This window comes from Brucella sp. (assembly GCF_032066345.1).
Lineage (GTDB): Bacteria > Pseudomonadota > Alphaproteobacteria > Rhizobiales > Rhizobiaceae > Brucella > Brucella pseudogrignonensis.
In genome coordinates, this window is record NZ_DAMBKZ010000016.1 from 87,688 (window position 1) to 99,271 (window position 11,584).

The following is an 11,584-nucleotide window of genomic DNA, read 5'->3' on the forward strand; positions in this document are numbered from 1 at the left end:
GCGATTTTCCTAGAGACGGTTAGTTGCACATGGCTGAGGTTCAGCAGCTTTGCGCTGGTATTTATACTCCAGCCCCGCGCACCCCCAAATAATGCCGAACAGCAAATAGAAATGACGCCAGTGATCGGTATCAATGACATTGCCGATCAGCACATGCCCTAGATAGGCAGCATAGGCGCACATCAGAAATGGCTGCCACGGGCGGTTTCGAAACATCAGTTTGAAACCAATGCCGAGCGTTAGAAAAGTCAACGTCATAAAGCTTATGAAACCGATCCATCCATAGTCGAGTACCGCTTTTAGCCAGGTATTATGCGTGTCCTCACCAAACATAGGCCCAAACTCAAGCGGTCCAATGCCCAAGGGATGTTCGGTGGCTAACCACATGCCCAGCCAATGACGTGCAAAGCGGCCCAGCCGCGCGCTATCGTAGCTTTGTTCCAGCTGTGCGCGCTCGAGAAAGAAGGAGCGAACATCTGGGATCTGCAGCAACAGCAGCACAGTGAGAACAATCACGACAACAGAGAGGAGGCCAATCGTTATAAGCCGCAGCCGGAACTTGTTGCTTTCACTTTGCAAAAACAGAACTGCGAAAATGCAAATGAAGGAGAGGGGAACCATCCCCCATGCGGCGCGTGAGAACGATACCAATATGCCCAGCACAAGCACGCAACACAGCGGCATGTAAATCAGGAGATCGCGCATATTTCCGCGCATGATACGGTAAAGGCACCATGTAAAAGGCAGAACCAGAAACGGAGCGTAGACGTTAGAATCCTGAAATGCCCCTTTAGCACGATCATAACGCGTGAAGATTTCCGCACCGGGGAAAAGATTGAGATAGCCAGCAATTCCCAATAGCGAAGATACAAGACCGATGAGCAGATAGGCATTGAAGATCGTTTTCAGGCGCCGATAGTCGGCTTCGATGATTGCTGCATAGAAAACCGCTGTGAAGGCCAGGAAGAGCGACACAGCGATGTAAAGCGGCGCATCCTTGGTATCCGCCATCTGCATGACGGAAATCATGCCGCCGAAATTGAACATGGTGAAGATTGCAAGCAGCACCATACTGGTCCGCGTCAACCGCATCCCGAAAAGCAGCGCTACACTAATGAGCGCGACCATATAGAGTTCATACGGCGCGGGCTCGCTCATGACGAACCCAAGCAGAAATACACCGAACCCTATAGCGAAATTACTGATCAGCCTGTTCAGTGCGCGCTTGCCCGCAACATCGGCAGCAGGCAGGCTACGCCGATTTTGAGCCGCATCGTTGACGCTATGGGAAATCGCGCTCAATAAGCATTTTCCGTATTGAGAAGTCGGATCGGCGTGAGAAACAGGATCTTCAGGTCAAACCAAAGCGACCAGTTTTCAATATAAAACAGATCATATTCGGTGCGCATTCTGATCTTGTCGTCATTGTCGATTTCGCCGCGCCAGCCATTGATCTGAGCCCAGCCTGTTACGCCCGGTTTTACGCGGTGGCGGGCGAAATAGCCGTCAACCACTTCGTTGTAGAGCACATTGTGTGAGTGAGCAGCTACTGCATGGGGGCGAGGTCCGACGAGGGACAGCGATCCGGTTAGCGAGTTGAAGAACTGTGGCAGCTCATCGATAGACGTTTTGCGGATAAAGCGGCCAACTCGAGTTACACGCGGATCATTTTTAGTGACGGCATTGCGCGCTGTCGGGTCGCTAAGCTCGGTGTACATCGAGCGGAACTTCCAGACATTGATCACTTCGTTGTTAAAGCCATGGCGCTTCTGCTTGAAGATTACAGGTCCCTTGCTGTCGAGCTTGATGGCAATGGCTGTGGCCAGCATGATCGGCGAAAGGAAAATGATGCCAAGCAGACTGAAGGTAATGTCGAAAATACGTTTCGCGACAGAATCCCAATCGTTGATTGGTTTGTCGAAAATATCCAGCATCGGCACGGTGCCGATGTAGGAATAAGCACGGGGACGGAAGCGAAGATGATTGTTGAGGGCCGAAAGACGAATATCGACCGGCAGGACCCAAAGCTTGTTCAAGATCATTAGAATACGCTCTTCAGCACTGATCGGCAGAGAGACGATCAGCATGTCGATATAGGCGATACGTGCAAATTCTATGAGTTCTTTGATGTTTCCAAGCTTGGGATAGCCAGCGACGATAGGTGGAGAGCGTTTATCATCGCGATCATCGAAAATGCCGCAAATGCGAATATCATTATCCGGCTGTTGCTCGAGCGAGCGGATCAGCGCTTCAGCGTTAGGGCCACCACCGACGATTACGGCGCGACGCTCCATGATACCGTTTCGTGCCCAGCGGCGGATGCGCCATGAAACGAACAGACGGCAAATAATGAGAACAATCAGACCGCTCAAGGCCCAGATAAGAAACCAGGCACGCGAAAAGTCGGACGAAACTTTAAACAGAAAGCCAGCGACGGCGACTGTACCAAGAACCGTCGCCCAGCTGATGATGACGCGTTTCAAATGGCGGCTGGGGCTACGCAGAATATTGATCTGATAGCCGTTGTTTATTTCCATCGAAAGCACATACAGGCCACCGCCTGCGGCCATGATCAGGAAATAATAAAGCAAATGAGGAGTGTTGAAGCTTACGTAATAAGCGAAACTGAATACGCCCGTCAGAAAAACAATGCCGAACTCAACGAGCCTGATGACCCCGCTCACCATGGTTGGTGACAATGTGTCACGAGCATATTGCTCGGCCATCTGGCGCGCCATCGGGTTCAGTTCTACCCGTTCGTTCTGCTTGGAATCCTTCGCACCGCTGGCATTGCTTGCCTCAAGGCTGTTTGGAGAAGGCGTATTATTATCCCGCACAGTTTTACCCCTACTAATCAAAGTGCCGGGCTATCTTTAAAGGCAAATCCTAAGGAATTGCTGATTAAACGGCCTCCATCACGATAAGATCGTTAGGATCGTGCCTCACGGTAAACCAATTCTATAGAATGTGCCATTGTCTGGAGGCTGAAGCGCTCATGCAAGCGCGAGGTGTCGGGCATGGAAGCCTTAAAGCTGTCTTCGTCGTTCATGATGACAAGCAGCTTAGCTGCCAATTTCTCCACGTCGGGTTCGACGAGAGAAGGAGAGCTGGGGCCGAAGATTTCTGGGATGCCACCGACATTGCTCGCGAGCACAGCCTTTCCAGCAGCCAAAGCTTCCAGAACGATATAGGGAAAAGCTTCTGCACGCGATGGCACGACCATGACTTTCCCGAGCGCAAAAGCTTCGCGTGCTGCCATTCCAGACATAAAACGGATTTGGTCCGCCATTCCCAGCTCATCTGAGAGCGCCAGAAATTCCGGCTTCTCGGCGCCGTCGCCTATGATTGTCGTGGTGAAGCGTTGGTTGTGTTTGTCGCGAAGGTCGGCGAGGGCGCGGATCAACAGATCAGGGCCCTTCAAGGCACGCATGGTTCCGACAAATAGAAAATCGGTGGCGTCTGGTACGGTTGCCGCATGAACAAACTCTTCATCGGACAAACCATTATAGATGACCGCATGAAGATCATATGGTCGACCGACTTTCTCTTCGTATGTTCGCTTCTCAAAATTTGAAACAAACAGAACAGCGTCGGTCAGCGGCGCCAGCAGTTTTTCGATGAGAAAGACAGCGCCACCGCGGCGTGTCTTTCTGTCGAAATGCAGGCTACCGCCATGCGGTGAATAGATACGGGCTACGCGAGACTTAAAAACCCGTAGGACTGAACCGAACAGACGTGCATAAACGCCACCTTTGGCGCCATGACCGTGCAGGATGTCCGGCTGCAATTTCTTGATGATACGATACGCTTTGAATGCCGCTTTGATATCGCCAGTGCCGATATGTCGTTGCATGGCGATACGGTGGATACCAAGCGTAAGGTACGGCTGTAACTCTTCGAGCAACGCTTCTTCACGCGGACCGCCGGTCGTAGCATCGCAGACGATGCCGACCTGATGTCCATTTTGAGCTTGCGTCGCGACGAGATCACGCACATGGCGGAACAGCCCGCCGGTTGGCTCACGGAAACAATGGACGATCCGAAGTGGGGAAACGCTTTTTTCATCAGACATTTATCGCCATCAGAACAGACGTTCGCGGACATAGACTGTGTCACCCGGCAGGATCGGATCAGAGATCAGAACCCGGCCTGTCACCACTTCGCCGTTAACGGTGCGCGTGATGTCTACATTCTCCTGATTGGCGCGAGGGCTGAAACCGCCAGCCGCAGCAATGGCTTTCTGAACAGTCATGCCCGGCACATATGAATACTGACCGGAGCCACCGACTTCACCCATGATGAAGATGGGTCGATAGCGATCAACCTCGACACTTACATCTGGATCGCGAAGGTAGCCGCCGCGCAGTTTGGACGCGATAACGCCTTCAAGCTGCTTTACGGTTTTGCCGCTCGCAGGAACGCTGCCAATAAGCGGGAAAGCGATGTAGCCCGATTGATCGACGCTATAATTATTGGTGAGGCTTGCCTGCTCAAATACGGTAACGCGCACGCGGTCGCCAGAATTGAGCATATAAGGCTCATTCAGTGCTGCATGAAAAGCCGGAGGAGCAGGGCGATAGCTTGAACATGCGGAAAGCGTCATCGCCGCGAGGCCGAGCGCGATGAGGACCACGTGGCCCGAGCGCTTTTTATGAGTTTTCTGCATTGTCATTGTTGCCTCGGTCTCTTCCGAAAAGCCTGCCGCATTTAGAGATTCGGATCACGAATATCCGAATGCTTATGAGTGATGTTATCGTTTGATTAAGGTTAATGGCTGGTAAAGAACCGCCATTCGGATGAAAAATCTTTATACTTGGGCAGCTTATACAGGGCGTATTGAATAAAACCCGTTTGTCCTCTGCTAATTCGTGCGGCGATCCTTGCTGCGTCAGCAATTTGAGCCTTGGTATTAACATTGCGATGCGTGTGTTTAACGGTCTGGTTACCTTGTTCGTTTACGTTTCCTTACAAAATTGGCTGTTTGCCTTTGTATGGGTGAGGGCGGTTGCTCGAGAACCGTTGTCTCGCGGAGTGTCGGAATGACTGAAGTCGATAGCCTGTCGAAAGACGCAGATATTGATATCGGTGCGCTCTTTGCGAGCCTACGCCGCAATTGGCTTTTGATTATCAGTGGTGCAGCCATCATGGCTGTGCTGGCGTGGATTATTTGTCTGCTTATCACCCCGGACTATCGTGCAGAAACGCGCATTCTGATTGAATCGCGCGAGTCCGTTTTTACGCGCCCCAATGGTGAAGCTACGACTGAACGTCCGGTCATGGACCCCGAAGGCGTTAAAAGTCAGGTCGAGGTTCTAACCTCTGGCGATCTTTTGAAGCAGGTCGCAGACAGGCTCAAGCTTACCCAAAACGAGGCATTTACCTCAACGAATATAAGGCCTTGGACGCGTGTCTTGATTCTTCTTGGGATGCGTAACAACCCAGAAAATCTGACGCCCGAAGAGCGCGTGTTGCAGATTCTGCGTCAGAACCTGCAAGTCTTTAATGTCGCTGGTTCACGCGTGATCGTGGTTCAATATACGTCTGCCAGTGCGCAGGAAGCAGCTGATATCGCAAATGCGGTTGCAGACGCATATATCGCGCTTCAAGGTGCTGCAAAACTTCAATCCAATGACGATGCTACCGGCTGGCTTGCGCCTGAAATCGAGGATCTGCGCGGTAAGGTTCGCGATTCAGAAAAGAAAGTCGCTGATTATCGTGCGGCCCAAGGACTTCTGACCGGACAGACGAACACCACCATCGCCGCCCAGCAGCTCACAGAAGTTACAACCGAACTTACGCGTCTGCGCGCCAATCGTGCCGCTTCGGAAGCTCGTGCCGAGAGCGTCCGTCAGGCACTCGCTTCGGGTGTGCCGGTTGATACGCTGCCCGATGTGGTTGCGTCAGGCATGATGCAGCGCCTTGCTGAACGTCGCATTGAACTCAACGCGCAAATTGCTGATCTATCGGTGACGCTACTTGAAGGTCATCCGCGTATTAAGGCTTTGCGTTCGCAGCTTGCCGATCTGGATCGTCAGATTAATGCGGAAGGTCGCAAATTGCTTGCGAGCCTCAATAATGAGGTGAACGCCGCGAAACTTCGCGAAGATGAGCTTAACCGCGAGCTTAATCGTGTCAAAGCACAGGCCGCACAGGCTGGCGCGCAGGAAGTAGAGTTGCGGGCTCTTGAGCGTGAAGCCGCGGCTCAGCGTCAGCTTCTGGAAACTTATCTGACGCGTTATCGCGAAGCTGCATCGCGAACGGATCGCAATTATGTTCCTGCCGATGCGCGCATCTTCTCGCGTGCCGATGCACCTGCGGTTCCTTATTATCCGAAGATCTTGCCTATCGTCAGCGCAACCTTTGTTGCCGGGCTTCTCATTCTTTCAATCTTCGTATTGCTACGTGAGCTGTTCAGCGGTCGGGCATTTGTAACTGCGGATGGAAGGCGCATTGTTTCGGTCGAAGAAATTGAAATGCCGGTCATTGAGGCTGCGACCGATATGGCTTTTGTTCCGCCTTCGGAAAATGAACTAGAAGGCTCTCACAGGCCGGTCCGGCATTGGACATCGCCATTCATGACGGAAGCTTTGGTCGAAATCGACCAGAATGCTCCAGCCGTTCCGGAAAACCCGAATGGTGTGAAAGCGGTTGCAGATAGGCTCGTGGCGAACAAATTGAAGCGCGTTATCGCGGTTTCGCCAGAAGGCGATGCGGCTTCCGCGGGCACTGTTCGGTTGCTGCGCGAGCTGGCGGATCGTGGCAAGCGTGCCATTCTGATCGATATGACTGCCTATGGTACGTTGGGGCGGACAATGCTGGATGGCGGCAACCGTGCTGGCATTACAGAGCTTCTCGCCGGAGAACGCCGCTTCAATGACGTCATTCACACCGACCATTATTCTCAGGCGCATGTAATGCCGCTTGGTAAAGTTGAGCCGGAAAGCGCAATGCGTTCGGCTGATCGCCTGCCGTATATTCTTGACGCGCTGGAAACGGTTTATGATTTCGTCGTTGTCGAATGTGGTCCTTCGACCTCACGTCAGATACGCCGTATCGCAGATGGTCCGGCATTGGTTATCATGAATATTGTCGATCCTGACGACAACAGTGTCGTTATGGCAGCCCTTGATATGGATCAGGGTGGCTATGAAGACGTCATCATTCTGATGGATAATCCGGCCCATGCTGCGGCTGCTTCCAGTTCTGAAATGCCACGGCCGACAGCCTGATTTCGATTCCCGATCAATGAGATAGCGCTTTCAACTGAATCAGATCGGGAAGCGCTTATCTTGAAATCTCAGCGTCGGGCCAATTTGCTCCGCATAGTCTTGGCTAATTGCCATAGGCGCGGATTGCCCTTGATTGCAGCAACCATCTTGCTTCTTACTGATTGCAATACAGTGAATGCTTTGCCTTTTGCAGTCAGCGGAATGATGGTGTCGTATATGCTGGATTGGATATCGCACCATTCCCGCTTATAGGGTTCATCGCCGATACCGAAACTATAGATGTCTCGTCCGCTCTCGCAGTTTTTCTTGATATCTTCATAGAACAAAAACTCGCCGGGGCTGGCGGTCATCAACTCATCATCGGCAATGGCGCTGAACTCGACGGTTGGCCCGGATTTCGAGATGCTCTTGCCAATAAGCGAACGGATTTTGCCGTTCACCTCCAGAACCTGAAGTTCGAAATTTGGAGATTGCTGTTCTGCAGCATGGCTATAAAGCTGTTTGAAGAAGGCCTGAATGTCTGCTGCTGCAAAAGGGTCGCTTATTCCCATTTGTTTAAAACGGTGGGCTTTGAGTGCAAAGAATGCGTCGAGCGCCTGCTCAGATTGCAGACGAGATTCAGGCCTATAAATCCGCCATCCGCCAGCTTCTTCATAACGCCGACCATGCTGACGATGTTTTTTAAGTTTACGCTTGGCGTTGCTGCGCTCCAGCACGCTTTCAAAGCCGCAAGCGATAGATGCCGCAAGAACCGGATTAGGGTTCTCTGCGCTCTTAGTCTGTAGCAACGGATTATCGCGCCCGGATAAGGACGGTAGCTGCCGCGTCAGTGAAAGCACATCCACGTCTGGGCGCGCTTTGCGTATAGCTGTCACAAGATTTTCGATTGATTTGTAATCAACCTGACCGTCAAGCCATGGGAAATTGCAATTCGCGTGGCTTCCACCGGGATAGCGCAGAACACGTGCGCCATTCATTCTTAGGGCTTCCAATGGCAATAGCATGATGGGCTCGTTGCCAGCAAAAAGACCCGCTACAAAGCTATCCGCATTAACTTGCCTGCGCCAGCAGTCGATCCAGTCAAAACTTTGAGCATTCCCGTGGACGGCATCCTGTTTTGACCAGATATCGCGCAACTGCTCATAATCGGTGATGAGCCGCGGTGTCAGGCTAACTGTTGCCTTGTCAGTCACGTTCGACCCGCCCCCGCAAAATAATCAGTGACGTTTTTGGCGCGGAGGTTGTGCCATCCACCAGATAATACCCATGGCTGGTAAAACCCATAAAAGACCTGTGAGAAGGAAGTAGAGCAGATGTACCCACGCCGGTGAATTGGCGAGCTGGGCTACAGCGATGATCGTTGCAAAAACTGCATAGATAATCACAAGGGCTACCAGCAGAAACGTGCCAATGAGTTTTTTCAGCCGAACGGGCATGTCTTTCTCCTCTGTCCTGTCTTCACTAGCTCGTGAGCACGCGCAAAGGAAGCGAAAACGCGTCGGCATGTCGCGTGAACCTGTCTTGTAACCGCTTCGCCTATGCGGCATGTATCCCTGACTAAATATTGAAGGAAGAGATGGCATGGCGGCAGTTTCCGTTCGACATGAAGGGCAGGGTGCAACAAGATCCCGCGATGATACAAATCGTCGGTTGATCCGGTATTGGCTCTATGCGGTTTTTGTCGTTCTGATCGCCATTGTCATGGTCGGCGGCGCCACCCGCATGACAGGCTCAGGACTGTCGATTACCGAGTGGAAGCCAATCCATGGCGTTATTCCGCCACTCAATCATGCAGAATGGCTGGAAGAATTCGATAAATACCGCCAGATTCCGCAATATCAGCAGATTAACAAGGGCATGGCCCTCGAAGAGTTTCAGTTCATCTTCTGGTGGGAATGGGCGCATCGTATGCTGGCCCGCTTCGTGGGCTTTCTGGTAGCCGTGCCGCTTGCGTTCTTTTGGCTTACGGGCCGTCTTAATACAACACTGAAATATCGTATGCTCGGTCTGCTTGCATTGGGCGGTTTTCAGGGCGCAATCGGCTGGTGGATGGTTGCGTCTGGCCTGAGCGAGCGCACAAGCGTCAGCCAGTATCGCCTGGCGATCCATCTGACCACAGCCTGCGTCATCATAACGGCAGTGTTCTACATCGCCCGCGGTTTGGTGAAATATACCGAACGCCCGGCGGAACGGTCTATCCAGCGTTTCGCTGGCTGGCTGGTATTTGCGGTGCTGATACAGATTTATCTTGGCGGTCTGGTTGCCGGTCTTCATGCCGGTCTGACTTATAACACCTGGCCATTGATGGACGGCGCGATCATTCCGTCAGATCTGTTCATACAATCGCCTTGGTGGCGTAACCTGTTTGAAAATCCAAAGACTGTGCAGTTCGTTCACCGGATGTTTGCCTATACGGTGCTGGTTCTGGCTGTGCTTCATGCCGTGCAGGTCTGGAAAGACGCAGCTGCAACAACCCATGCGCGCCGGACCATCGTTCTGCTGGGCCTGATACTGGTACAGGCAGCCATCGGCATTGCAACACTTCTGATGAGCGTTCCTCTTGATCTCGGTCTCACACACCAGTTTGTTGCGCTGATGGTGCTGGCCTTTGCTGTGGCGCATTGGCGCGCAACGAAGGGCGCTTACGAGGGATAGGCTTCGGGCCTATTATGAAGGGGTCCCGAGCCTAAGCCGTCAGGCGCAGGCTTCGTAGCGCGGAGGCTATTTTCAGCTCCCGCGCTTCATCGGCATCATTGCCGTCTTCACGGTGCCACGCCGCCGAAAGGCAGCCATAAGCAAAAGCATAATCCAGAACATAGGCTGGATCGCGTTTGAGAATTGGCGCGAAATGCTCGGCCATGTGCCTTGCGCGTTGAAGATCAAGGCACAGATCATCGCGATCAAGCGGATTGTAGAAGATATTGGCGGCATCGAATGCTGCATCACCTATCAGTCCATGGGGATCGATCACCAGCCAGCCACGCGGCCCCCAAATGACGTTCTCGTGGTGAATGTCACCATGCAGCGGAATGGCGCTATGTGGCGATGACAGAAGGCGTTGGGCTAGGGATGCGGCTTCCGCATAGACCGGGCTTTCATTGGCGACTGCAAACAGACCTGCGAAATGCTTATCCAAAGGCTGCAGATCAGTGGGAACGGCAGCGGGAGAAGGCTGATGCAGTGCAGCCAGAACCTCACCGAAAACTGTCAGGCACTCGCCGTCTTTACCGTTCTTCAGGTGCTGATCAAGATGATAGCTGCCCGCATATTCGAGCAGCATCGACGTGCCCTTGAGGTCGTAAAGCTTTGCAGCGCCTTGACCGTCACGCCATGAAAGATAATGCGCGCCACGCAATTCCTCCATTCCTGCAGGCTTCAGCTGCTTGATAACAAAAACCTCGTCTGGATAGTCGTTGCGTTCGACTTTCCAGACGAGGCTTGAATGTGTATCAGCCAGTGGCTCAAAAGAGCCGATATTCCATTCGGCAGGGAATATCGGCCTTTCCGTCATTAAGCTTTTCCAAGCATCAGGTTCATGTTCTGAACAGCGGCACCCGAAGCACCCTTGCCGAGATTGTCGAGCAGCGCCACGAGATTGACCTGATTGTCACCTTCCGTGCCAAACACGAACAGCTTCATGCCATCCTTGCCTGCAAGCTCCTCAGCATCGACGCGCGCAAGCTTGCTGCTTTCATCAAGCGAAACCACTTCCACAATATCCTGACCGGCGTAATGTGCAGTCAGAGCGGCATGAATATCCTTGAGCGATGGAGTGCCTTCTAGCTCGGTAACAAACAGCGGAACCTGAACGATCATACCCTGCGGGAAACGGCCCACGCTTGGGCTGAAAATCGGACGACGATCCAGACGGCCATGCAACTGAAGTTCCGGCACATGCTTGTGGTGCAACGACAAGCCGTAAAGGAAGTTATTGGCTGCGAGATGCTCTGGATGGTTCTTGTCTTCCATTTGCGCGATCATCTGCTTGCCGCCGCCCGTATAGCCGGAAACCGCGTTGACGCTGATCGGATAATCCGCAGCCAGCAGGCCAGCGTCGCGCAATGGGCGCACCAGTGCGATTGCACCCGTCGGATAGCAGCCGGGATTGGCAACGAGCCGTGCCTCAGAGATCCGCTCACGCTGTCCTTTTGCAAGCTCTGCAAAACCATAGGCCCAGTCGGCATGTACCCGATGTGCGGTCGAGGTATCGATGATGCGGGTCGAGTTGTGACCTTCCAGCAGCGTGACAGCTTCCTTGGAAGCATCGTCCGGCAGGCAGAGGATCGCGATATCGGCAGCGCGCAGATAGTCGGCGCGCAAATCCTTGTTGCGTCGCTCGGCTTCCGGGATGGAAA

The 11,584-nt window shown here is 52.9% G+C and carries 10 protein-coding genes; 2 read left to right on the top strand and 8 right to left on the bottom strand.

Annotation, left to right across the window (positions count from 1 at the left end):
* Positions 1-9 precede the first annotated feature (9 nt).
* From RT142_RS18305 to RT142_RS18320, 4 genes are all read right to left on the bottom strand, one after another.
* Positions 10-1,302: an O-antigen ligase family protein gene (locus RT142_RS18305; RefSeq protein ID WP_113158487.1), complete on the bottom strand. Its 1,293-nt coding sequence runs from the start codon at positions 1,300-1,302 to the stop codon at positions 10-12.
* Positions 1,299-2,837, bottom strand: coding sequence for an undecaprenyl-phosphate glucose phosphotransferase (locus tag RT142_RS18310; RefSeq protein WP_007874491.1), 1,539 nt, complete (start codon positions 2,835-2,837; stop codon positions 1,299-1,301). Before RT142_RS18310 ends, RT142_RS18305 begins: the two co-directional genes overlap by 4 nt.
* 92 nt (positions 2,838-2,929) lie before the next feature.
* Positions 2,930-4,072: a glycosyltransferase gene (locus tag RT142_RS18315; RefSeq protein WP_313030531.1), complete on the bottom strand. Its 1,143-nt coding sequence runs from the start codon at positions 4,070-4,072 to the stop codon at positions 2,930-2,932.
* 9 nt (positions 4,073-4,081) lie between these two features.
* Positions 4,082-4,666, bottom strand: a complete 585-nt coding sequence (locus RT142_RS18320; RefSeq protein ID WP_112805176.1) for a polysaccharide biosynthesis/export family protein — start codon at positions 4,664-4,666, stop codon at positions 4,082-4,084.
* 373 nt (positions 4,667-5,039) lie between these two features.
* Here RT142_RS18320 and RT142_RS18325 point away from each other — a divergent pair, with 373 nt between their 5' ends.
* Complete coding sequence (locus RT142_RS18325) at positions 5,040-7,229, top strand: exopolysaccharide transport family protein (RefSeq protein WP_313030533.1); 2,190 nt, start codon at positions 5,040-5,042, stop codon at positions 7,227-7,229.
* Between the two features lie 68 nt (positions 7,230-7,297).
* On the opposite strand, the gene RT142_RS18330 is transcribed toward RT142_RS18325, so the two are convergent.
* Positions 7,298-8,422: a GNAT family N-acetyltransferase gene (locus tag RT142_RS18330; RefSeq protein ID WP_313030535.1), complete on the bottom strand. Its 1,125-nt coding sequence runs from the start codon at positions 8,420-8,422 to the stop codon at positions 7,298-7,300.
* Positions 8,423-8,446: 24 nt separating this feature from the next.
* Positions 8,447-8,665: a DUF2842 domain-containing protein gene (locus RT142_RS18335; RefSeq protein WP_007874498.1), complete on the bottom strand. Its 219-nt coding sequence runs from the start codon at positions 8,663-8,665 to the stop codon at positions 8,447-8,449.
* 145 nt (positions 8,666-8,810) lie between these two features.
* Here RT142_RS18335 and RT142_RS18340 point away from each other — a divergent pair, with 145 nt between their 5' ends.
* A complete protein-coding gene (locus tag RT142_RS18340; protein WP_112804960.1) occupies positions 8,811-9,884 on the top strand; it encodes a COX15/CtaA family protein in 1,074 nt (357 codons plus the stop codon).
* A gap of 31 nt (positions 9,885-9,915) precedes the next feature.
* Here the strand turns inward: RT142_RS18340 and RT142_RS18345 are convergent, their stop codons facing one another.
* Both RT142_RS18345 and argC read right to left on the bottom strand, forming a co-directional pair.
* On the bottom strand, positions 9,916-10,740 hold the full coding sequence (locus RT142_RS18345) for an aminoglycoside phosphotransferase family protein (RefSeq protein ID WP_112804958.1): 825 nt from the start codon (positions 10,738-10,740) through the stop codon (positions 9,916-9,918).
* The coding region (gene argC, locus RT142_RS18350; RefSeq protein WP_313030541.1) for an N-acetyl-gamma-glutamyl-phosphate reductase at positions 10,740-11,584 on the bottom strand (845 nt) is incomplete at its 5' end. The genes argC and RT142_RS18345, both read right to left, overlap by 1 nt.

Bases quoted from the DNA above. Each gene is read 5' to 3' on its own strand.
- RT142_RS18325 (WP_313030533.1), top strand. From the start codon at position 5,040: ATGACTGAAGTCGATAGCCTGTCGAAAGACGCAGATATTGATATCGGT.
- RT142_RS18320 (WP_112805176.1), bottom strand. From the start codon at position 4,666: ATGCAGAAAACTCATAAAAAGCGCTCGGGCCACGTGGTCCTCATCGCG.
- RT142_RS18335 (WP_007874498.1), bottom strand. From the start codon at position 8,665: ATGCCCGTTCGGCTGAAAAAACTCATTGGCACGTTTCTGCTGGTAGCC.
- RT142_RS18340 (WP_112804960.1), top strand. From the start codon at position 8,811: ATGGCGGCAGTTTCCGTTCGACATGAAGGGCAGGGTGCAACAAGATCC.
- RT142_RS18315 (WP_313030531.1), bottom strand. From the start codon at position 4,072: ATGTCTGATGAAAAAAGCGTTTCCCCACTTCGGATCGTCCATTGTTTC.
- RT142_RS18345 (WP_112804958.1), bottom strand. From the start codon at position 10,740: ATGACGGAAAGGCCGATATTCCCTGCCGAATGGAATATCGGCTCTTTT.